General features: G+C 73.7%; 19 protein-coding genes. 5 read left to right on the top strand and 14 right to left on the bottom strand.

Features of this window, described 5'->3' with window-relative positions; all coding sequences use genetic code 11:
* Positions 1-11: 11 nt before the first annotated feature.
* The 4 genes from ACSBPG_RS11225 to ACSBPG_RS11210 form a co-directional block, all read right to left on the bottom strand.
* Positions 12-1214 (bottom strand): TAXI family TRAP transporter solute-binding subunit, encoded by a 1203-nt coding sequence (locus ACSBPG_RS11225; RefSeq protein WP_435537247.1) that lies wholly within the window; start codon positions 1212-1214, stop codon positions 12-14.
* Positions 1215-1298: 84 nt separating this feature from the next.
* Positions 1299-1853, bottom strand: coding sequence for a HupE/UreJ family protein (locus tag ACSBPG_RS11220; protein ID WP_435537246.1), 555 nt, complete (start codon positions 1851-1853; stop codon positions 1299-1301).
* A complete protein-coding gene (locus ACSBPG_RS11215; RefSeq protein ID WP_435537245.1) occupies positions 1844-2104 on the bottom strand; it encodes a DUF29 family protein in 261 nt (86 codons plus the stop codon). Before ACSBPG_RS11215 ends, ACSBPG_RS11220 begins: the two co-directional genes overlap by 10 nt.
* A gap of 83 nt (positions 2105-2187) precedes the next feature.
* Positions 2188-2613, bottom strand: a complete 426-nt coding sequence (locus ACSBPG_RS11210) for a hypothetical protein (RefSeq protein ID WP_435537244.1) — start codon at positions 2611-2613, stop codon at positions 2188-2190.
* Between the two features lie 138 nt (positions 2614-2751).
* Between ACSBPG_RS11210 and ACSBPG_RS11205 the strand changes: the two genes are divergently transcribed.
* Both ACSBPG_RS11205 and ACSBPG_RS11200 read left to right on the top strand, forming a co-directional pair.
* Positions 2752-4275 carry a Y-family DNA polymerase gene (locus ACSBPG_RS11205; protein ID WP_435537243.1) on the top strand — a complete coding sequence of 508 codons (1524 nt, stop codon included), beginning with the start codon at positions 2752-2754 and terminating at the stop codon, positions 4273-4275.
* A 136-nt stretch (positions 4276-4411) separates the two neighbouring features.
* Positions 4412-7630, top strand: coding sequence for an error-prone DNA polymerase (locus ACSBPG_RS11200; RefSeq protein WP_435537242.1), 3219 nt, complete (start codon positions 4412-4414; stop codon positions 7628-7630).
* 126 nt (positions 7631-7756) lie between these two features.
* On the opposite strand, the gene ACSBPG_RS11195 is transcribed toward ACSBPG_RS11200, so the two are convergent.
* On the bottom strand, positions 7757-8332 hold the full coding sequence (locus tag ACSBPG_RS11195) for a tyrosine phosphatase family protein (RefSeq protein WP_435537241.1): 576 nt from the start codon (positions 8330-8332) through the stop codon (positions 7757-7759).
* Between the two features lie 160 nt (positions 8333-8492).
* Between ACSBPG_RS11195 and ACSBPG_RS11190 the strand changes: the two genes are divergently transcribed.
* Complete coding sequence (locus ACSBPG_RS11190; protein WP_435537240.1) at positions 8493-9566, top strand: saccharopine dehydrogenase family protein; 1074 nt, start codon at positions 8493-8495, stop codon at positions 9564-9566.
* A gap of 7 nt (positions 9567-9573) precedes the next feature.
* Here ACSBPG_RS11190 and ACSBPG_RS11185 read toward each other — a convergent pair whose 3' ends face one another.
* Together ACSBPG_RS11185 and ACSBPG_RS11180 are read right to left on the bottom strand one after the other, a co-directional pair.
* Positions 9574-10176 carry a 2-hydroxychromene-2-carboxylate isomerase gene (locus ACSBPG_RS11185; RefSeq protein ID WP_435537239.1) on the bottom strand — a complete coding sequence of 201 codons (603 nt, stop codon included), beginning with the start codon at positions 10174-10176 and terminating at the stop codon, positions 9574-9576.
* 85 nt (positions 10177-10261) lie between these two features.
* On the bottom strand, positions 10262-10975 hold the full coding sequence (locus tag ACSBPG_RS11180; RefSeq protein WP_435537238.1) for a response regulator: 714 nt from the start codon (positions 10973-10975) through the stop codon (positions 10262-10264).
* A 246-nt stretch (positions 10976-11221) separates the two neighbouring features.
* Here ACSBPG_RS11180 and ACSBPG_RS11175 point away from each other — a divergent pair, with 246 nt between their 5' ends.
* A complete protein-coding gene (locus ACSBPG_RS11175) occupies positions 11222-11404 on the top strand; it encodes a hypothetical protein (RefSeq protein WP_435537237.1) in 183 nt (60 codons plus the stop codon).
* 168 nt (positions 11405-11572) lie between these two features.
* Here ACSBPG_RS11175 and ACSBPG_RS11170 read toward each other — a convergent pair whose 3' ends face one another.
* Positions 11573-11950 carry a RidA family protein gene (locus ACSBPG_RS11170; protein ID WP_435537236.1) on the bottom strand — a complete coding sequence of 126 codons (378 nt, stop codon included), beginning with the start codon at positions 11948-11950 and terminating at the stop codon, positions 11573-11575.
* A 171-nt stretch (positions 11951-12121) separates the two neighbouring features.
* On the opposite strand from ACSBPG_RS11170, the gene ACSBPG_RS11165 reads away from it, so the two are divergent.
* Positions 12122-14179: a DUF4139 domain-containing protein gene (locus ACSBPG_RS11165; protein ID WP_435537235.1), complete on the top strand. Its 2058-nt coding sequence runs from the start codon at positions 12122-12124 to the stop codon at positions 14177-14179.
* A 123-nt stretch (positions 14180-14302) separates the two neighbouring features.
* Here ACSBPG_RS11165 and ACSBPG_RS11160 read toward each other — a convergent pair whose 3' ends face one another.
* The 6 genes from ACSBPG_RS11160 to ACSBPG_RS11135 all read right to left on the bottom strand — a co-directional run bounded on the left by ACSBPG_RS11160 (position 14303) and on the right by ACSBPG_RS11135 (position 20334).
* The gene (locus ACSBPG_RS11160) at positions 14303-14908 is read right to left on the bottom strand and encodes a hypothetical protein (protein WP_435537234.1); all 606 of its coding nucleotides are present in this window, start codon (positions 14906-14908) and stop codon (positions 14303-14305) included.
* Between the two features lie 250 nt (positions 14909-15158).
* The gene (locus ACSBPG_RS11155) at positions 15159-15857 is read right to left on the bottom strand and encodes an NnrU family protein (protein ID WP_435537233.1); all 699 of its coding nucleotides are present in this window, start codon (positions 15855-15857) and stop codon (positions 15159-15161) included.
* Between the two features lie 108 nt (positions 15858-15965).
* Entirely contained in the window at positions 15966-16403 is a 438-nt protein-coding gene (locus ACSBPG_RS11150; RefSeq protein WP_435537232.1) for a PaaI family thioesterase, read from the bottom strand.
* A 28-nt stretch (positions 16404-16431) separates the two neighbouring features.
* The gene (mgtE, locus tag ACSBPG_RS11145) at positions 16432-17880 is read right to left on the bottom strand and encodes a magnesium transporter (RefSeq protein ID WP_435537231.1); all 1449 of its coding nucleotides are present in this window, start codon (positions 17878-17880) and stop codon (positions 16432-16434) included.
* A 118-nt stretch (positions 17881-17998) separates the two neighbouring features.
* On the bottom strand, positions 17999-19036 hold the full coding sequence (locus ACSBPG_RS11140; protein ID WP_435537230.1) for a LacI family DNA-binding transcriptional regulator: 1038 nt from the start codon (positions 19034-19036) through the stop codon (positions 17999-18001).
* Between the two features lie 116 nt (positions 19037-19152).
* Positions 19153-20334 (bottom strand): glycoside hydrolase family 88 protein, encoded by a 1182-nt coding sequence (locus tag ACSBPG_RS11135; RefSeq protein ID WP_435537229.1) that lies wholly within the window; start codon positions 20332-20334, stop codon positions 19153-19155.
* Between the last annotated feature and the right edge of the window lie 265 nt (positions 20335-20599).

Genomic DNA, 20599 nt, shown 5'->3' with positions numbered 1-20599 from the left:
GTCGGGACGGATCAGTCGGCGCCGGTGCCCGGCGCCGCGGCGGGGTCGGCCGTCCCGGGAGCGGCGGCGTCGGGAGCCGCCTTGGCATCGGCGGCGGCCGGGTCGGCGGCGGCCGGGGCGGGGCTGGCCGGCGGTTTCGGCTCGGCCTCGTTGGCGGCGTTGCCGACCAGGCCGACCTCGCGGTAGTAGCGCTCGGCCCCGGGATGCAGCGGGATGGAGACGTTGGCGACGGCGCTCACCGGGTCGAGGCTGCTGCCCTTGGGGTGACCCTCGGCGATCAGGCGCCGCGTGCTCGCGTGCCACAGCGCCTTGGTGACGCCGTGGATCACCTCCTCCGGGCGGTCGGCGCGGACGATGAACTCGGCGCCGACGCTGAGCAGCGGCGTCGCCGGAACGTCGGGATAGGTCCCGGCCGGGACGACGGTGTCGATGAAGAAGCGCTGGTGCGCCTTCAGGCGCTGGGCCTCCGGACCGTCGATGGGCAGCAGGCGCACCGGCACCCGCGACGCCACGTCGCTGACCGCCGCGACGGGAAAGCCGCCGACGATGAAGAAGGCGTCGAGGTCGCGCCGCGCCAGCCGGTCGGCGGCGGTGCCGGGCTTGAGGTAGCGGGGCTGCAGGTCGCTCTCGCCCAGCCCGTACGCGCCGAGCACGACGCGTGCGTCCACCAGCGTCCCCGACCCCTCCTCGCCGACCGAGACGACCTTGCCGCGGAGATCGGCGACGCTGCGGATGTCGCCGTCGCCGCGCACGACGATGTGCACCGATTCGGTGTAGAGGGTGCCGATGCTGCGCAGGGAGTCGAAGGGCGGCTTGCCGTCGTAGATGCCGCTGCCGGTGTACGCCCAGAACACCACGTCGGCCTGGGCCAGCGCCGCCTCCGCGCCGCCGCTGCGCAGCAGCTCGATGTTCTCCACCGACCCCGAGGTGGCCTGGGCGACGGCGATCAGGCCGGGCACCCCGCAGCTGCCGCCGCGATCGCACGGCCGCGAGCCCGGCGGGTTGGAGATGGCGTTGGCGATCAGTCCGCCGATCGGGAAATAGGTGCCGCCGGTGGTGCCGGTGGCGATGCGGAAGAAGCGCAGCTCCTGCGCCGCCGCCCCCTGGCCGAGCGCCGCGCACACGGCGAGGCCACCCCCGCCGGCCAGCACCCGGCGGCGGGTGAAGCGGACGCCGAGGGCGGAGCGGGGGACGTGGGCGTTGGCGCGCGGCACGGCGGTCCTTCCTCGTCTGACCAGACCCGGTGGAATCCGCGACACAAGATACCAGCTCCGTGCCTTTTTCAAGGCAACCCGGCCCTAAAGCACGCCCGCGAGGTCGAGAACCCCCACCACCGCGACGGCCGCGCCACACATCTGCACGGCGCGCGCCGACGCCGCCTGCAGCAGCAGCGCCACCAGCCCCACCCCGGCGGCGGTCAGCAGCAGCACCGCCGCGGCGAACCCCGCCCACGCCACCGGCGGCCCGGCCTGGACGTAGCCGTGGAAGACGGCCGCCGCCGCGGCCACCAGCACCGTCACCGCCAGGGGTGCCCGCAGGCCGAAGGCCACCAGCGCCCCCACCACCACCAGCGATCCCGCCAGCCCCTGCCCGGCGTAGGGCAGCGTCAGGCCGGCCTGCGCCGCCAGCCCGGCGGCCAGCGCCGCCACCAGCGCCGCCGCCGGCATCTGCCAGACCGCGGCGCCGCCGTTCTGCCCGGCCCACAGGCCGACGGCGAGGAAGCCCAGGAGGTGGGCCAGCACGACGATGGGGCCGACGAAACCGGCGCCGAAGGCGGTGCCGGTCAGCACCGTGCGGGCCTCCGCCGGTGCCGCCGCCAGCAGCAGGGCGGCGAGGACGAGGCTCAGGCGCATGGGATGGCGTGCGGGACGGCGACGGTGCGGGCGCCATCGAAAGCCTCGTCGAGCAGCGCGCCGAGGGTCAGCGGACACGCGGCAGGAACGGCGAGCAGGGCGTCGCGTCCCAAATCCTCGATCTCCTCGGCCAGGTGATCCAGGTCGAGGTCGTTGGGACGCCCGCGCCGCGCCGCCAGCCCGCGCAGCACCGCCGCTTGGTGCTGCGACCAGGCGAACACGTCCTCGTCGTGGGTCGGGCGGTGCTCCATGCGACGCTCCTGGGTCCATCCTCCCCGGCCTCCGGCGGCCATGGGGCTGAGCGGACTTTAGGGAAACGCCGGAACAGTGTCACCTACCGCCGCAGCGGGTCGCGGGTCAGGCTGTCGAGCTGGTGCTGGCGCATCATCAGGTCGCGCTCCTGGGCGGGATCGAGCCGGCCGAGCGCCCGGTCGAGCCGCAGCCGGTCGAGCGCCGGCTGATCGAGGTCGCGCTTGAACGAATCGGTGGCGCCGCGGATGTCGGGCGGCATCGGCGACGGCGTCACCGTCGGGCCGGCGATGCGGGGCGGCGGCGGCGGGGTGGAGCTGCCGCGGCGCACCGGCGGCGCCTCGCCCCCCGGCGCCTTCGCCGGGGGCGGCGGCGCCTCCGGGGCGGCGGCCGGGGGCGGCTGGTCGCCGATCCGCCCGCCCGGCGTGTAGGTCTGGAATTCGGCGGCACGGGGCGCCCCGCCGGCGGTCAATCCGGCCAGCAGGACCGCGAACAGCGTGAATGTCCTCATGCCTTCCATATCGGCATCCCGGCCGCCGCCGGCAAGCCCGCCCTGCGGCCCAGGCAACGCTGGGGACTCCACCCGGAGCGATCTTGGCCCTATGATGTTCCTGTTATGTTCTGACTGCTCGCAGGAAAGGAGGACGGCATGGCGCGGCGCATCCTGTCGCTCTGGCTGCCCCGGCTCGCCACCGACGCGTGGCGGCGCCGGCAGGGGAATCCAGCGGCCCGGCCGGCCGCCGCGGTCCTGGTGGAGCGCGGGCGGCGGCTCGTCGCCGCGGTGGACCGGCTGGCCGAGGAGGCCGGCGTGCGCCCCGGCGCCACCCTGGCCGACGCCCGCGCGCTGGAGCCGGGGCTGGCCGTCTTCGACGCCGATCCCGAGGGCGACGCCCGCCGGCTCGACCGGCTGGCGGACTGGGCGCTGCGCTACACCCCCTGGACGCGGCCGGACGGCGGCGACGGGCTGCTGCTCGACGTCACCGGCTGCGCCCATCTGCTGGGCGGCGAGTCGCCGCTGCTGCGCGACCTGACCGACCGGCTGGCCGCCGCCGGCTTCGAGTCGCGCGCCGCCATCGCCGACACCGCGGCGGCGGCGTGGGCGGTCGCCCGATTCGCCGGATCGCCGCGCCGCGCCGTGCCGCCCGGCGGCCAGCGCGCGGTCCTCGACCCGCTGCCGGTGGCGGCGCTGCGGCTGCCGCCGGCGGCGGCCGAGGGGCTGGCGGCGGTCGGGCTGCGGCGCATCGGCGACCTGCACCCGGTGCCGCGCGCCACCCTGGCCGCCCGCTTCGGGCCGGAGGTCGGCCGCCGCCTCGACCAGGCCCTGGGCCGGCTCGACGAACCGCTGTCGCCGCACCGGCCGGTGCCGCGCCACGCCGCGCGCCTCGCCTTCGCCGAGCCGATCGCCACGCCCGAGGCCATCGCCGCCGCCGTGCGCCGGCTGCTCGAGCGCCTGTGCGCCGGGCTGGAGCGGACCCAGGAGGGGGCGCGCCGGCTGGAGCTGGCGGCGTACCGGATCGACCGCCGGCTCGACGACCCGGTGCAGGGCGTCGCCATCGGCACCGGCCGGCCGCGGCGCGACCCGGCGGGGCTGCTGCGCCTGTTCGCCGAGCGGCTGGAGCGCATCGCCCCCGGCCCCGGCATCGAGGCGATGACCTTGGCCGCCGACGAGACCGGTCCGCTGGGCGCGGCGCAGGTGGGATTCGACGGAGGATTCGGCGGGGACGGCGACGCGGCCCCGCTGGGGGAGCTGGTGGACCGCCTGGGCAACCGGCTCGGGCCGGCCTCGGTGCTGCGGCTGGTGCCGCGCCAGAGCTGGCTGCCGGAGCGGACGGTGGCGGGAGCGCCGGCGCTGGAGGCCGCGGCGGACGCGGCGTCCTGGCCGGCCGACCGGGTGCGGCCGGTGCGCCTGCTCGCCCCGCCGGAGGCGGTGGAGGCGATCGCGCCGATCCCCGACGACCCGCCGGTGCTGTTCCGCTGGCGCGGCGCCGTGCACCGCGTGCGCCGCGCCGACGGGCCGGAGCGCATCGAGGCCGAATGGTGGCGCACGGAGGGCGAGCCGCGCGACTACTACCGGGTCGAGGACACCGACGGGCGCCGCTTCTGGCTGTTCCGCCAGGGCCTCTACCGGCCGGGCGTCAAGGCCGCCTGGTTCCTGCACGGGTTCTTCGGATGAGAGGCGGATCGATGGCAGGCGGCGTGGTCGCATCGTCCCCCCACCCAACCCTCCCCCACTGCGCGGGGGAGGGCCCGTTCCTCCCCCCGCGAAGTGGGGGGAGGTCAGGAGGGGGGACCGACACGGGAGCGCCCCCATGACCCGCTACGCCGAGCTCCAGGTCACCACCAACTTCACCTTCCTGGAGGGCGCCTCCCACGCCGACGAGCTGGTGCGGACCGCCGCGGCGCTGGGGCACGCGGCGCTCGCGGTGACCGACCGCAACACGCTCTCCGGGGTGGTGCGCGCCCACGTCGCCGCCGGCCTGCACGGGCTGCCGCTGGTGATCGGCTGCCGGCTCGACCTGACCGACGCCGGCAGCCTGCTCGCCTACCCCACCGACCGCGCCGCCTACGCCCGGCTGTCGCGCCTCCTCACCCTCGGCAAGCGGCGCGCCCCGAAGGGCGCCTGCTTCCTCGGCCGCGACGACGTGCTGGAGCACGCCGCCGGCATGCTGTTCCTCGCCGTCCCGCCCGAGGGCCGCAAGGACGCCGGCTTCGCCGCCGAGCTGCGGCGCTGGCGCGGCGAGCTCGGCCGCAGCCTGTACCTCGCCGCCAGCCACCGCTACCGCGGCGACGACACCAAGCGGCTGGCCTGGCTGGCCGAGCTGGCGGCCGGGCTGCGCGTGCCGCTGGTGGCGACCAACGACGTGCTCTACCACGGGCCGGGCCGGCGGGCCCTGGCCGACGTGCTGACCTGCATCCGCAGCCACACCACCATCGACGCGGCGGGCTGGCGCCTCGCCGCCAACGCCGAACGGCACCTCAAGCCGGCGGTGGAGATGGCGCGCCTGTTCCGCGACCACCCCGACGCCGTGGCGCGCACCCTGGAGATCGCCGCGGCCTGCCGCTTCTCCCTCGGAGAGCTGCGCTACGAGTACCCCGACGAGGTCGCCGGCGACGGCCGCACGCCCCAGGAGAGCCTGGTCGCCCTGACCTGGGAGGGGGCCGCCGGGCGCTATCCCGACGGCGTCCCCGATCCCGTGCGGGCGACCCTGGAGCGCGAGCTGGCGCTGATCGGCCAGCTCGGCTACGCCCCTTATTTCCTCACCGTGCACGACATCGTCCGCTACGCCCGCGGCCAGGGCATCCTCTGCCAGGGGCGCGGCAGTGCCGCCAACTCCGCCGTCTGCTACTGCCTCGGCATCACCGAGATCGACCCCACCACCACCGACCTGCTGTTCGAGCGCTTCGTCTCGGCCGCCCGCAACGAGCCGCCGGACATCGACGTCGACTTCGAGCACGAGCGGCGCGAGGAGGTCATCCAGTACATCTACGCGAAGTACGGGCGCGAGCGCGCCGGGCTGGCCGCCACCGTCATCCACTACCGCACCCGCGTCGCCATCCGCGAGGTGGGGACGGCCATGGGGCTGTCCGCCGACACGGTGGGACGGCTCGCCGGCGGCGTCTGGGGCTGGAGCAGCGAGGGCATCAGCGAGGAGCGGGCGCGCGAGAGCGGGGTCGACCCCGGCGACCCGCGGCTGGCCCGCACCCTGGAGCTGGCGCGCGAGCTGATCGGCTTCCCCCGCCACCTGTCCCAGCACGTCGGCGGCTTCGTCATCACCCGCGGCCTGCTGAGCGAGCTGTGCCCCGTCATGAACGCCGCCATGGCGGAGCGCACCACCATCGAGTGGGACAAGGACGACATCGACGCGCTCGGCATCCTCAAGGTCGACGTGCTGGCGCTCGGCATGCTGACCTGCGTGCGCAAGGCGTTCGACCTGATCGACCGGCACTACGGCCGCCGCTGGACCATGGACACCCTCCCCAAGGAGGACCCGCGGGTCTACGAGATGCTGTGCCGGGCCGACAGCCTGGGCGTCTTCCAGGTCGAGAGCCGGGCGCAGATGTCGATGCTGCCGCGCCTCAAGCCCAGGACCTTCTACGACCTCGTCATCGAGGTGGCCATCGTCCGCCCCGGGCCGATCCAGGGCGACATGGTGCACCCCTACCTGCGCCGCCGGCGCGGGCAGGAGCCGGTGGACTACCCGTCCAAGACCCTGGAGCGCATCCTCAAGAAGACGCTGGGGGTGCCGCTGTTCCAGGAGCAGGCGATGAGGATCGCCATCGACGCCGCCGGCTTCAGCCCGGACGACGCCGACCGCCTGCGCCGCTCCATGGCGACCTTCCGCCGGACCGGCCAGGTGGCCGGCTTCCGCGACCGCTTCGTCGCCGGCATGGCCGCCAACGGCTACGCCCGGGAGTTCGCCGAGCGCTGCTTCCGCCAGATCGAGGGCTTCGGCGAGTACGGCTTCCCGGAGAGCCACGCCGCCAGCTTCGCGCTGCTGGTGTACGTGTCGGCCTGGATCAAGCGCTTCCACCCCGACGTGTTCGCCGCCGCCCTGCTGAACAGCCAGCCCATGGGCTTCTACGCCCCCGCCCAGATCGTCCGCGACGCCGCCGAGCACGGGGTGGCGGTGCTGCCGCCCGACGTGAACCTCTCGGCGTGGGATTGCACGCTGGAATCTCCCTCCCCCGCCGCCGGCGGGGGAGGGTCGGGGTGGGGGCAAGGTCCGCCCGAGAAACCTAGCCCCCACCCTATCCCTCCCCCGCCGGCGGCGGGAGAGGGAATCCGTGCCCTCCGCCTCGGCCTGCGCCTGGTCAAGGGGCTGGCCCCGGACGACGCCGCGCGGCTGGTCGACGCCCGCGGGGCCGGCTACCGCGACGTCCACGACCTGTGGCGGCGCGCCCGGCTGTCGCCGGGGGCGCTGGAGCGGCTGGCCCGGGCGGACGCCTTCCGCTCCCTGGGGCTGGACCGGCGCGCCGCCCTGTGGACGGTCAAGGCGCTGGGGGCGGAGCCGCTGCCGCTGTTCGCCACCCTCGCCGATTCCGGGCAGGCCGAGCCGGCGGTGGCCCTGCCCGACATGGCGCTGGGCGAGCACGTGGTGATGGACTACGCCAGCCTGACCCTATCCCTGAAGGCCCACCCGCTGGCGCTGCTGCGTGACGGGCTGGCCGGCACCGCCCCGGCGGAGCGGCTGGCGGCGACGCCGGACGGCGCGCGGCTGACGGTGGCCGGGCTGGTGCTGGTGCGCCAGCGCCCGGGCACCGGGAAGGTCATCTTCATCACCCTGGAGGACGAGACGGGGATCGCCAACCTGGTGGTCATGCCGCCGGTGTACGAGCGTTTCCGCCGCGCCATCCTCACCGCCCGGCTGCTGGCGGCGACCGGCCGGGTGGAGAAGGACGGCGCGGTCATCCACCTCAAGGTGGAGCGCCTCGCCGACCTCACCCACCGCCTGGCCGAGCTGACCGCCGACCACCACCGGCCGCCGGCCCCGGCCCGCACCTTCCCCGAGGGGCGGAGCTTCCGGTAACGCGCCGTTTGCCCCCACCCTTCCCACGGCTTCGCCGCGGGTCCCTTCCCTCCCCCGCCTCGCAGGGGAGGGCGAGGGAAGCTCCCTCCCCTGCGAAGCGGGGGAGGGTTGGGGTGGGGGTGACGGTTACACCAGCCCCTCGACCTCGCGGTTGCGGCCGCAGCCGCGCATGAACTCCACCATCTCCGGCCGCGCCTTGGCGTAGGCGCGGTGGCGGGCGCGCACGGCGGCGACCAGCTCGCCGCCGCGCCCGAGCTGGGCGTCGGCGTATTCGGTCATCAGCAGGTTGGGCCACGCCTTGCCGCGGATCGCGGCGACGGCGGCCATGGCGTCGGCCGCCGGCAGGTCGGGGCGGGCCTGAGCCAGGATCATGGTCAGCGCCGCGGTGGAGCGCGACACGCCGGCGTGGCAGTGCACCAGCAGGTGGCCGCAGCCGGCCGGCTCCTCCAGCAGGTCGCGGCCGAAGGCGAGGATGCGCTCGACGTCGGCCGGGGTCGGCGCCTGCATCGACCCTTCCGGCTCGATGACGTCGTGGAAGCGCAGCTCCAGCCGCTCGTGCTCGCCGTAGGCGCCGAAGGCGGTCGGCTCCGGGTGGTCGGGGTCGAGGATCGACAGCACGTGGCTGACCCCCGACTCGCAATGGCCCTCCAGCTCCTCCAGCCCGCAGACGGTCACGGCGAAGGGAACGAAAGTGTGCGGCATACGGTGCGCTCCATGGCAATGGCAGGGGGGATGCGGGCCGGGTCCGCGGTCGGTGCAAAGGCGGTGCTCCCCCGTCGCGCCCCGGCTCGGGCTGGACAAGGGCGGCCAACGTCCCCACCCTGAAAGATCGGTACGAGCATACCGGATGGAAAGGGTGGGGATGATGACGCACGTCCTGCTTCTGGGCGCCGGCAAGATCGGCAGCATGATCTGCCACCTGCTGCACGCCACCGGCGAGTATGCCGTCACCGTCGCCGACCGGGACGACTCCTGCCTGGCCCACGTCGCCCACGACGAGGCGCGCCGGCGCATCCTCGACGTCGCCGACCCCGCGGCGCTGGCCGCCGCCATGGGCGGCCACGACATGGTCGTCTCGGCCCTGCCCTACTATCTCAACGCCGCGGTGGCGGAGGCGGCGCGGGATGCCGGCGTGCACTATTTCGACCTGACCGAGGACGTCGGGACGACGCGGCGCGTGCGCGCCATCGCCGACGGCGCCGACAGCGCCTTCGTCCCCCAGTGCGGCCTCGCCCCCGGCTTCGTCTCCATCGTCGCCGCCGACCTGGCGCGCCGCTTCGAGTCCCTGCGCGACATCGCCATGCGGGTCGGCGCCCTGCCGCTCTACCCCTCGAACGCGCTCAAGTACAATCTCACCTGGAGCACCGACGGCCTCATCAACGAGTACTGCAACCCCTGCGAGGCGATCCACGAGGGCGAGCTGCGCGAGGTGCTGCCGCTCCAGGGGCTGGAGACCTTCTCCCTGGACGGCGTGGAGTACGAGGCGTTCAACACCTCGGGCGGGCTCGGCACGCTGTGCGACACGCTGGCCGGGCGGGTGCACACCCTGAACTACAAGACCGTGCGCTACCCTGGCCACCGCGACCACGTGAAGTTCCTGGCCCAGGACCTGCGCCTGTGCGAGCGCCGCGACCTCTTCAAGGACGTGCTGGAGAACGCCGTCCCGATGACCAAGCAGGACGTGGTGCTGGTGTTCGTCACCGTCAGCGGCCGCCAGGAGGGGCGCCTGATGCAGGAGAGCTTCGCCAAGAAGATCTACAGTGCCCCGATCGGCGGCAAGCTGTGGAGCGCCATCCAGATCACCACCGCCGCCGGGGTGTGCGCCATGGTCGACCTGCTGCGCGGCGGCAAGCTGCCCCAGTCCGGCTTCGTCCGCCAGGAGGACGCCGACCTCAAGGACTTCCTGGCCAACCGCTTCGGCCGCCACTACGCCTGAAGGGCCGTCACCAGCCGCCGGTGCTCAGCCAGCGCTCCACCATGGGCAGCCGGTCCCAGCCCCAGAACGGCTCGTCGTCGACGATGACGAAGGGCGAGCCGAAGACGCCGCGGGCGATCGCCTGGTCGGTCTCCGCCCGCAGCCGGTCCTTCACCGCCTGGTCCTGCAGGGCGGCCGTCACCTCGGCCGGGTCGAGGCCCTGGTCGCCGGCGACCTCCGCCACCGTCTCGGCCGGGCCGATGTCGCGCCCCTCGCCCCAGTGGGCGTGGTAGAGCGCCGCCGCCAGCCGCCGCGCCTGGGCCTCGCTGCGCCCGTTCAGCCACCAGAAGGCGCGCGACGGGTTGAGGGCGCGCACCGGCATGACGTCGGGGAAACGGAAGGGGCAGCCCAGCATCCGGGCGATCCGCCCGCTGTCGTGGGCCAGGTACTCGCCGCGCAGCGGCTGCTCCATGTTCGGCCGCATGCCGGTGATCTTGAACACCGCCCCCAGCAGGATCGGCCGCCAGCACACCGTCCGCCCGTGCCGTGCCGCCAGCGCGTCGATCTGCAGGCTGGCGAAATAGCCGTACGGCGAGGCGAAGTCGAAGTAGAAGTCGATGGCGTCGGCCATGCCGGTCTCTCTCCCTCCCGGGTGTCGTTTTGCGACGAGGCTAGACCGGCGGGAGCCCTGGCGGCAAGGGTGCGGACGGGGAGGCTCAGACGGCGCGGACCTTGGAGTCGAAGACGTAGCCGGCGCCGCGCTCGGTCTTGATGATGCGCGGCTCCTTGGGGTTCGCCTCGATCTTGCGGCGCAGGCGCAGGATCAGCACGTCGATGGAGCGGTCGAACACCTCCGCCCCGTCGGCCCGCGTCAGGTCGAGGAGCTGGTCGCGGGAGAGCACCCGCTGCGGCCGCTTCACGAAGGCCGCGAGCAGCCCGAACTCGGCCTTCGTCAGCTCCACCTCGCGGCCGTCCTGGTTGCGCAGGCGCTGGGCGGTGAGGTCGAGTTCCCAGGTGGCGAACTGGACGACGGCGCGCAGGTCGTCGGCGCTGCGGGCCGGCCGCCCCTCCCCCGAGACGCGGCGCAGCACCGCCTTGATGCGCGCCAGCAGCTCGCGCGGGTTGAAAGGCTTGGTCAGGTAGTCGTCGGCCCCCAGCTCCAGCCCGACGATGCGGTCGACGTCCTGGTCCTTGGCCGACAGGATGATGACGGGGATCTGCGACTCCGTGCGGATCTGGCGCACCAGACCCAGCCCGTCGCCGTCGGGCAGGCGCAGGTCGCACACCACCAGGTCGATGGGATCGCCTTCCAGCGCCCGGCGGGCCGCCGCCGTGTCCGGCGCGGTGGTCACCCGGTAGCCTTCGGAGGAGAGGTAGGAGTCGAGAAGCGCGCGTATCGGTTCGTCGTCGTCGACCGCAAGAATGTGCATGGCCGGCCCTCTGCCCCCGTCGTTCCCCGGCGGCCGTCGTGGACGACGCCCCCAGCCCCGGGAAAGCGTCCCGCACCGTCGGTTACAGCCTTGTAACACATGCCCGCGCCGCAGCGAAAGAGTGTGTGGCCTGAAAGAGGCGCTGCCGGCGCGAAACCAAAATCCCCCGGCGCTGACATCAAGGGGACATGGAAGCGTCTTCCAATGGGGGCATCGACGGCAGGATGGACACGGCAGGGAGAGGGAATGGACGCGCTGGACCGTTGTCTCGAACGCATCGCCCATCTCGACCGCGCCGACGACCTGCTGAACGCGATTCGCCTGTACGAGGGCCGTCACCCCGTGCGCGACGCTCTGGTCCGTCACCGCGCGACGCTGAACGCGGCGCGCCGCCACCTGGAGACGGCGCGCGCCCTGGTCGCCGTCTGACGCGGCGCACACGAGCTTCCCGAAGCAGCCGGAGGGTGACCGGATGCTTCCCCTGGCCTCCCCTCCCCGTCCCCGGGGAGGGGACTTTTTTCGTGCGCCGGAGTCCCGTGCCTTTGATCGACGAGCGGGGCCACGCTCCAAAGCGATCCCGATTTTACGCGATCCGCCCTACCGCCGCGCCGTCACCTCGATCTCGACCTTCATGCGGGGGTCGATCAGCTGGCAGATGACGGTGGTGTTGGCGGGACGCGCCTCGCCGAGATACTGGCCGAGCACCGGCGCCACCTTGGGGAAGTCGGCGGCGTCGGTCAGGTACACCCGCACGCGCACGACGTCGGCGAAGCCGGCGCCGCCCTCGCGCAACGCGGCCCCGATGTTGCGGAAGGTCTGGTGCGCCTGCTCCACCACGTCGTCGGCGATGGTCCCGGCGGCGTAGTCGAACCCGGTCGTGCCGGAGACGAACACCCAGCGGCCGTCGACCACGGCGCGGGAATAGCCCGCCACCTTCTCGAAGTCGGACCCGGACGAGACGAGCGTGCGTGCCATGCTGCGGGGCCTTTCCTGCGGCCGGTCGGAAGCTTTGCCGGACGGATGATCGCACAGCCGGCCGGCGCCGCAACCGGAAAGTCGGCCGTCTCCGCCGCAATGTTTCCCGATTTCGCCGCTAGGGCTGGTCAGGCGAACGCAACACGGGACTTCGCCAAAGGAGACGCCCACATGCCTCCAACCCTGCACCGCACCGGACAGGCGCCGCTCGCCGCGGCGGCGCTGCTGCTGGTCGCGCTGCCCGCCCACGGCGCCGACCTGACCCTGAAGCGGGTGCTGCTGTCGACCGGCGGCGTCGGCTATTTCGAGCACGAGGCGACGGTGACCGGCGACGCCACGCTGACCCTGGACGTCCGTCGCGACCAGGTCGACGACGTGCTGAAGAGCATCGTCGTCTATGACGACGCCGGCGGCGTCGGCACCATCGCCCTGCCCGGCGAGGCGCCGCTGGACCAGGCCTTCCGCGACCTTCCCTTCGACGCCGCGGCGCTGGAGTCGCCGGCCGCGCTGCTGAGCGCGCTGCGCGGCGCCGAGGTGCGCGTCAGCGGCGCGCGCGACGTCGCCGGCCGCCTGCTGAGCGTCAACGAGGAGCGGACCGACCTGCCCGACGGCGGCGGCACGCTGACCCGCCACCGCGTCACCCTCGCCACGCCCGCCGGCCTGCGCCAGCTCGTGCTGGAGGAGACCGAGTCGCTGCGCTTCGTCGACCCGGCCCTGCAGGCCCAGGTGGACGAGGCGCTGGCGGCGCTGGCCGAGCATGGCGAGCGCGACCGCCGCCGCCTGACCGTGCGCACCACCGGCGGCGGCGCGCCGCGCACCGTGCGCGTCGGCTACGTGGTCGAGGCGCCGCTGTGGAAGGCCACCTACCGCCTGACCCTGCCCGAAGCGCCGGCCCGGGCCGGCGCCCTGCAGGGCTGGGCGGTGCTGGAGAACATGAGCGGCAGCGACTGGCGGGACGTCGACCTCACCGTCGTCTCCGGCAACCCGGTCACCTTCCACCAGGCCCTGTACCGCTCCTACTACGTCGACCGCCCGGACGTGCCGGTCGAGGTCCTCGGCCGCGTCCTGCCGCCCCCCGACGAGGGCGCCGTCGTCGTCGCCGAAGCGGCCGACATGGCCGGCCCGTCCGCCAAGGCCGAATCGCGCTCCTCGCTGATGCGCATGGCGCCGCCGCCGGCCCCGGCCGCCGGGGCGCCGCCGGCCCCCGCCGCAGCGCCGGTGCGGCCGGCGGTTCCGCTGGCGGCCGAGAGCCGGGAGGCGACGACCCAGGTCGTCTTCCACTACCCGCAGCCGGTGACCGTCGAGAGCGGCCGTTCGCTGATGCTGCCCATCGTCGCCCGCGACGTCCCGGCGGAGCCGGTCGCCCTCTACCAGCCGGCCACCCACCCCCGCCACCCCCTGGCGGCGGTCCGGGTGACCAACGATGCCGACAGCGGGCTGCCGCCCGGGGTGCTGACCCTGTACGAGCGCGGCGCCGCCCCGGCCGGCGTGTCGTACGTCGGCGACGCCCGGCTGGCCGCGCTGCCGGTCGGCGAGGACCGGCTGCTGAGCTTCGCCCTCGACCACAAGGTGACGGTCGACCGCAGCGAGCGGCCGAGCCAGACCCTGACCCGCGCCGGCATCGCCGACGGCGTCCTCCACCTCACGGTGGAGGAGCGGCAGACCACCACCTACACCTTGGAAGGCGCCGCGCGCGAGCCGCGCACGGTGATCGTCGAGCATCCCCGCCGCCCCGGCTGGGAGCTGGTGGAGCCGGCGGGCGCCGCCCCCGAGGCGACGGACGAGGCGTACCGCCTGCCCGTCGCCGTTCCGGCCGGCGGCACGGCGACCCTGACCGTGGTGACCCGCCATCCCCGGGTCGACCGCATCGCCCTGACCGACCTGGACGCCGAGCGGATCGCCGCCTACGCCGACGCCGGCGCCCTGGCGCCGGCGGTGCGCGACGCCCTCAACCGGGCCGCCGAGCTGCGCGGCGCCCTGGCGACGCACCAGCGCCGCATCGCCGACCTGGAGCGCGAGCAGGCGGACGTGCTCAAGAACCAGGAGCGGCTGCGCACCAACCTGGAGGCGCTGCCGCGCGACAGCGACCTCTACCGCCGCACCCTGGACAAGATGGGCGAGCAGGAAACCCGCCTGGAAACCCTCGCCACCGACCTCGCCGCCGCACGGCGCGACGCCGAGGCGGCGCGCACGGCGCTGGCCGACTACGTCAAGGGACTGAAGGTGTAGACCGCCCCCGCCCGGCGTCCGTGCCGCGCCATGCACGCATGGTGCGGCACGGAACGGCAGCGCCTCCCCCGGAGGGGAGAGACGACTCCCGCCGCGACACCCGCGCCGGCGGCGGCGCCCCCGTCAGTGGATGACGATCTCCGAGTCGCGCAGGCCGCCGAGGCTGGCCGTCTCGTAGGTGACGAAGTCGTCCACCGGCTGCGGCTGGCCGAACCACCAGCCGGACACGGTGGCCGCCGCCATCTGCACCGCCGAGCCGGCGGCCTGGCCGCTCTGGCCCAGCAGGTTGGCGGTGCCTTCGGACAGCGCCGCCACCGTCGCCTGGACGGTGGCCGCCGGGTCGCTCAGCGCCTTGGCGACGTTCTCGCCGACCGCCGCGGTCGCCCGGTTGGCGTTCTCCACCAGGGCGGCGATCTGCGTCTGGGCGGTGTCGCGGATGTAGTCCTCCTCCTCCCACGCCCAGACGACGCTGGCCGAGGCGACGCCGGCGGCGACGCCGCCGCCGCAGCCGATGGCGCCGATCTCGAGCAGGGACATGCCGGGCCCGGCGCCGAGCGCCGCCGCCACCGCCGGCGCGACCGGGCTGGCGAGGATCGCCGTCACCGCCATGGCGCCGACGCCGGCGATGACGCATTCGTTGAGGAGGTAGCGCGCCATCGACGGCGTCGAGTTGAGCGGCTCGATCCGGTACCACATGAAGTCGTCGACGACGACGCCCGACGGCGGCACCGCGGCGTCCGGGGAGGGAGCGTGGTGTCCGTCCGCCAAAACGGGCGTGGACAGCACGAGAACCGCCAAACCCGCACCGATCATAGCCGTACGCCTCATCGCGTCCCCCCTTCGCGACACCGGCCGGTCGGCGCTGCGACGGCGCCGGCCCCGGACCATGTTCCGAGCACATTCATAAAATGCCCGGCGCAACGGACCGAACGCAAGTGATAAGAGGTTTCGGCGATATTACAGAAGCGACATAAAACCCTTAGCCAGGCCAAGGGCTTACACCGAACACCCCGGTGTGTGCGTACAACAGGGCGAGGCAGAGGGCAATCGCCACGAGGAGCCGCCACCAGCCGATCTCGGCCCACCGCATCTTCTGCTTCCCCGAGGCGATCGCGGCGAAGGGAAGATTCGACGTGCGGTCGGCGTAGCGCCGCCAGGACTCCCCCATCCGCCGCGCCAGCTTGGCGTCGATCAGCGCCGACCCCCACAGCGCGAGGACGCCCAAGGTGGCGAAGAACAGCAGCGAGGCGAGGTCGCCGTTGGGCACCAGGTGGGCCGCCGCCCACAGGCCGACGCCCCACAGGAAGGGATTGCGGGTGATCCGCAGGACGCCGCGCACCGGCGGCTCGCCGCCGGTCAGCAGCCGCTCCTGGCCGACGGAGGTGGGGTTGGGCGTGCTGAGGCCGGCGACCACCAGCAGCAGCGCCACCGGAACGGCCAGCAGCGGCACCCAGGCCTGCCACGGCGCCGGCGGCCACAGCGGGACGTGGGGCGCCCCGGCGTAGGCCATCGCCAGCCACACGAAGGCGACCAGCGACACGGCGGAATACAGGCCCTTGTACGGGGTCTCGCCGAGGCGGCCGACCAGGACGCCGCGCAACGGCGTGCTGGCGATGCCGAAATGGGTGAGCAGCAGGAACAGGCTCGCCGCCGCCAGTCCGCCCAGCGTGTCCGTCATGCCGCCGCCTCCGCCGTCCGGGCCGCCGTCCGGGCCGCCGTCCCGATGATAGCGGCGTCCCACCCTGCGGGCATCTCCTTTCGGCGGCCCGTCCGGCGGGCAGGCCGCTCAGCCGGCGAGGGCGATGCAGGTCTGCTGCATGACCGCGACGTCCTTCTCGGCACCGCCGTCGAGCATCGCCACCTCGATGGACGAGACGGTCAGGGTGCGCCCGGGCTTGAGCACGCGGGCGCGGGCGATCATCACCTCGCCCTTGGCCGGCGCCATCAGGTTGATCTTGAACTCGACCGCCAGCACCTCGGTGCCCGCCGGCATCAGGGTGTAGGCGGCGAAGCCGCCGGCGTTGTCGGCCAGCATGCTGACCATGCCGGCGTGGAAGAAGCCGTGCTGCTGCGTCAGCTCGGTGCGGAACGGCAGGCGCATCTCGCAGAAGCCGGGCTCGAGGCGCGCCATCTCCACGCCCAGGGTGCGGACGATGGGCTGGGCGGCGAAGCTGGCGCGGCAGCGCGCCTCCCAGCCGGGATCGCGGGGGTCGAACGTCTTCACGGGCAAGCGGCCTCCGGGGGATGGGGATTCACAGCAGCACCGCCGCGGCCAGGCCGAGGAAGGCGAAGAAGCCGACGACGTCGGTGACGGTGGTGAGGAACACGCTGCTCGCCACCGCCGGGTCCACCCCGATGCGGTCGAGCCCCAGCGGGATGAGGACGCCGCACAGGCCGGCGATGAACAGGTTCACCACCATGGCGCAGGCGATGACGGCGCCGATCTCGAATCCGAACCACACCCCGGAGATGGCGCCGCACAGCACCGCGAAGACGACGCCGTTGAGGATGCCGACCAGCATCTCCTTGCCGATCACCCGCAGGGCGTTCGCCTCCGACAGCTCGCGGGTGGCGAGCGCGCGCACCGCCACGGTCAGCGTCTGGGTGCCGGCGTTGCCGCCCATCGAGGCGACGATCGGCATCAGCACGGCGAGCGCCACGATCCGCTCGATGGTGGCCTCGAACAGGGCGATGACGCCGGACGCCACGAAGGCGGTCAGCAGGTTGACCGCCAGCCAGGAGACCCGCGCCTTGGCGGTGTCGACGGCGCTGCGGTAGATGCTGGCCTCGCCGACGCCGCCCAGCTTGAGGAAGTCGTCCTCCGCCTCCTCGTCGATGACGTGCACCACGTCGTCGACGGTGATGACGCCGAGCAGGCGGCCGCGGCCGTCGACCACCGGGGCCGAGACCAGGGCGTACTGGCGGAACAGGTTGGCCACCTCCTCCTGGTCCATGGTGGCGGGGATGGCGTGGAAGTCCTCGGTCGCCAGGTCGGCGATGCGCGCGGCGCGCTTCTGGCGCATCACCCGCGACAGCGGCACCGCCCCCACCACCCGGTGCATGGGGTCGACGACGAAGATGGCGTAGAAGTCCTCCGGCAGCTCGTCGCCGGAGGCGCGCAGATAGTCGATGGTGCGCCCGACCGTCCAGAACTGCGGCACCGCCACCAGGTCGCGCTGCATCAGGCGGCCGGCGGTGTATTCCTCATAGGTGAGGTTCTCCTCGACCAGCGCGCGGGTCTCGGCCGGCAGGTTGGCGAGGATCTCGCGCTGCTGCTCCTCCTCCAGGTCCTCGATCAGGTCGACGGCGTCGTCGGTGTCCAGCTCGGCGACCGCCGCGGCCAGCTCCTTCGGCTCGAAGAGGTCGACCACCTCCTCGCGCAGGTCGACGTTGAGGTAGGACAGCACCTCGGCGTCGAAGCCGGGGCGCAGGATGTCGATGAGCCGCTCGCGCTCCTCCGGGCCGGTCTGCTCCAGCAGGTCGGCGACGTCGGCGGCGTGCAGCTCGTCCAGGCGGCCGCGCACCTCGTCGCGCCGGCCGGCGCGCAGCAGCTCGCAGATCTCGTCCACGAACTCGGGATCGACGCCGTAGGCGCGCTCGTCCTCCTCCTCGCGGAACTGCTGGGAACGCTCGGCGGGCAGGCCGCCGGGGTGCGGTTCGGGCCGCACGCCCTGCGGCTCAGACGGATCGGGCGTCTGCATCCTCCGTCCCTCCTGCGGCTGGTCTCGGCGTGGGCGTCGTCGCGGCGGCTCGGCACCGGGGCGCCCACCGAATATAGGGGGGCTTGCGCTTTGTCCAGCCTCGGCGCGCCCGCCGGCGTCAGCGCGCGCGGACGGCCGTCGACTGCCGTTCGACGAGCTCCACGCCGAGACCGATCCGCTTGACCGAGACCTTGATCCCCGCCGCCCGCTCCATCAGCAGCCGCACCGACACGCGCCCCAGCTCCGCACGGTCGATCCGCATGGTGGTCAGCGGCGGCGTGGCGTGGGCCGCCACCGCCAGGTCGTCGAAGCCGATCACCGAGACGTCGCCCGGCACCGCCAGGCCGTGCGCCTGGAGCGCCTGGATCGTCGCGAGCGCCACGATGTCGGCGACGCAGAAGAAGGCGGTGGGGAGCGGATCGCGCGCCGTCAGGAAACGGCCGACGACCGATTCCGCCTCGATGCTGATGAGGTTCGGGTCGCCGAGGTCGAGCACGTGCCGGTCGGGCCGGAAGGCGATGCCGGCCTCCTCCAGCGCGTCGCGGAAGCCGTCCAGCCGCCGCTTGATCGATTCGCGGTGGGTGTGCGTCACGTGGACGATGTCGCGGTGGCCGAGGTCGAGGAGGTGCCGGGTGGCCGCCCAGCCGCCGAAATGGTTGTCGGGCGACACGCTGGACAGCCGCATGGTCCGGTCCATGCCGTTGACGATGACCGCGGGGATCTCCTCGGCGCAGACCGCGTCGATGATCTCGCGCCGGTCGAGGCCGACGAGGATCGCCGCCTTCGGCCGCTCCCGCCACAGCTGGCCGACGTCGCCGGCGGCGATGGCGGCCGAGGCGACGATGCGGATGTCCGCCGGCAGCTCCGCCGCCCTGGCCTCCTCCAGCACGCCGGCGACGATCTCGCTGTAGAAGGTGTTGTTCGTCACGTAGCGGTCGAGGGTGACGATGGTCACGCCGTCGATCGGCGGGCGGACCTGCGGCCGGCCGCCGCGGCCGCGGTATCCCATCTCCTCGGCGAGGCGCATCACCCGGCGCCGGTTGAGGGCGCTGACGCCCTCGCGGTTGTTCAGCACCTTGGAGACCGCCGCCACCGACAGCCCGGCGGCGTCGGCGAGGTCCTTCAGCGTCGGACCGGCGTCTTCCTTCAGGTCCATCCCCGAACTCCCTTTCGCCGCCGGTCCGCCGGCGGCCTGCGGACCGAAACTATCGCACCCTTTCGCCGTCGCGCCAGCGCCGACGGTCGCGGCCCGGGAGAGGGCGCCGGAGCCCTTCACCAGAAGAAGCGGGAATGGCCGATCGAGCGCATCAGCGCCTCCATGAAATAATAGTCGCCGTACGGCAGCATGCCGTCGGTCTGGCCGGCCCGGACGTGGGCCGCGCCATGGTCGATCAGGCCCAGCGCCGACGGGGTCTCGGTCAGGTCGCACTCGTCGAGCAGGCCGTCGAGCAGCCGGTCGGCGAAGGCGCGCCAGCGCGCGGCCTCCTCCCCGGCGGTGGCGGCGGCCAGGATGTAGAGGCCGGCGGCCATCACCGCACCGGCCGAGCTGTCGCGGTGGCGCGGCCCGTCCTCGGGCACCGCGAAGTCCCACACCGGCACCCGGCTCGCCCCCATCAGCGCCTCCGCCGTGTCGGCCAGCCGCCGCGCCGTGTCGAGATGGGCCGGGTTGCCGGTCGCCCGGTGGCATTGGGCGAAGCCGTGGATCAGCCAGGCCTGGCCGCGCGACCAGCAGGACCCGTCGGCGTATCCCTGATGGGTCTGGCCGCGCAGGGGCTCGCCGGTGGCGGGGTCGAAGACGAAGGTGTGGAAGCTGGTGCCGTCCGGCCGGACGAGATGCCGGGCGGTCGTCGCGGCGTGGCTCTCCGCGACGTCGCGGAAGTCGGCGATGCCGGTCTCGCCGTAGGCCCAATGCAGCAGCGCCAGGTTCTGCATGGTGTCGGCGATCATGCGGCCGTTGACGAACGCCGCGCGGCCGGGATTGCCGGTGCCCCAGGGATTCCACGCCTGGATGTATCCGCCCTCCTCGCGGAACCGCGCCAGCAGCGCCGACGCCGCGGCGAGGGCCATGCGGCGCGCGTCGCCGTCGCCGGTCATCATCCAGTCGGCCACCGCGTGCAGCGAGAACTGGAACCCGAGGTCGTGGTCGCGCACCTCGCGGTGCTCGAGCACGTAGCGGAAATCCGGCCTGCGCGCCTTCGCCGCCGCGGCGAAGGCCGGATCCGCGCTAAGCTGGGCGGCGAGCCAGAGCTGACCGGAGTAGAAGCCGATGACCCAGTCCCCGTGGTCGCAATAGCTCCAGCTGTGGTCGGGCCGGCCGAGCTTGGGGTTGCGCAGCCCGATGACCGGCATCGCCGCGCGCAACCGCCGCACGCAGCGTTCGAGCGCCGCCTGGTGGGCGGCCGGCGAGCGGGAGTCCGCACAGCGGGCGAAGTAGGGGTTGGCCAAGGCGTCCATGGATCATCCGAAGAGTCGGTTGCGTTGCGAAACTTTTCGCACATGGCGCCTACTTTCGTCAAATCAAGAAAATTTCCTTGACGCTTTCGGACGGGGCATGCTAGCGAGTCCGCAATGGCCGAATGGGAGTCGTGCACGTCACGCCGGAGGGAAGTTGGGACGGTCGCCGGCCCGGATGGCCGCGGCCGGGGCCGAGGGGCCCGCCCCGCTCTCCCGCCGATCTCCCGTGCGGCCCTCAACACGACGCGCGGCGGCGGGTTCTGCA

Origin of the sequence: Azospirillum sp. ST 5-10, assembly GCF_051225715.1 — a bacterium.
Taxonomy (GTDB): domain Bacteria; phylum Pseudomonadota; class Alphaproteobacteria; order Azospirillales; family Azospirillaceae; genus Azospirillum.
The sequence above is the reverse complement of the archived record's forward strand: the minus strand, read 5'-3'. Positions and strand labels throughout refer to the sequence as shown.

Excerpts from the sequence above, each read along its gene's own strand:
- ACSBPG_RS11170 (WP_435537236.1), bottom strand. The coding sequence starts at position 11,950 with ATGGCACGCACGCTCGTCTCGTCCGGGTCCGACTTCGAGAAGGTGGCG.
- ACSBPG_RS11185 (WP_435537239.1), bottom strand. The coding sequence starts at position 10,176 with ATGGCCGACGCCATCGACTTCTACTTCGACTTCGCCTCGCCGTACGGC.
- ACSBPG_RS11200 (WP_435537242.1), top strand. The coding sequence starts at position 4,412 with ATGACCCGCTACGCCGAGCTCCAGGTCACCACCAACTTCACCTTCCTG.
- ACSBPG_RS11210 (WP_435537244.1), bottom strand. The coding sequence starts at position 2,613 with ATGAGGACATTCACGCTGTTCGCGGTCCTGCTGGCCGGATTGACCGCC.
- ACSBPG_RS11180 (WP_435537238.1), bottom strand. The coding sequence starts at position 10,975 with ATGCACATTCTTGCGGTCGACGACGACGAACCGATACGCGCGCTTCTC.
- ACSBPG_RS11140 (WP_435537230.1), bottom strand. The coding sequence starts at position 19,036 with ATGGACCTGAAGGAAGACGCCGGTCCGACGCTGAAGGACCTCGCCGAC.
- ACSBPG_RS11135 (WP_435537229.1), bottom strand. The coding sequence starts at position 20,334 with ATGGACGCCTTGGCCAACCCCTACTTCGCCCGCTGTGCGGACTCCCGC.
- ACSBPG_RS11220 (WP_435537246.1), bottom strand. The coding sequence starts at position 1,853 with ATGCGCCTGAGCCTCGTCCTCGCCGCCCTGCTGCTGGCGGCGGCACCG.
- mgtE (WP_435537231.1), bottom strand. The coding sequence starts at position 17,880 with ATGCAGACGCCCGATCCGTCTGAGCCGCAGGGCGTGCGGCCCGAACCG.
- ACSBPG_RS11175 (WP_435537237.1), top strand. The coding sequence starts at position 11,222 with ATGGACGCGCTGGACCGTTGTCTCGAACGCATCGCCCATCTCGACCGC.
- ACSBPG_RS11155 (WP_435537233.1), bottom strand. The coding sequence starts at position 15,857 with ATGACGGACACGCTGGGCGGACTGGCGGCGGCGAGCCTGTTCCTGCTG.
- ACSBPG_RS11190 (WP_435537240.1), top strand. The coding sequence starts at position 8,493 with ATGATGACGCACGTCCTGCTTCTGGGCGCCGGCAAGATCGGCAGCATG.
- ACSBPG_RS11195 (WP_435537241.1), bottom strand. The coding sequence starts at position 8,332 with ATGCCGCACACTTTCGTTCCCTTCGCCGTGACCGTCTGCGGGCTGGAG.
- ACSBPG_RS11165 (WP_435537235.1), top strand. The coding sequence starts at position 12,122 with ATGCCTCCAACCCTGCACCGCACCGGACAGGCGCCGCTCGCCGCGGCG.
- ACSBPG_RS11215 (WP_435537245.1), bottom strand. The coding sequence starts at position 2,104 with ATGGAGCACCGCCCGACCCACGACGAGGACGTGTTCGCCTGGTCGCAG.
- ACSBPG_RS11205 (WP_435537243.1), top strand. The coding sequence starts at position 2,752 with ATGGCGCGGCGCATCCTGTCGCTCTGGCTGCCCCGGCTCGCCACCGAC.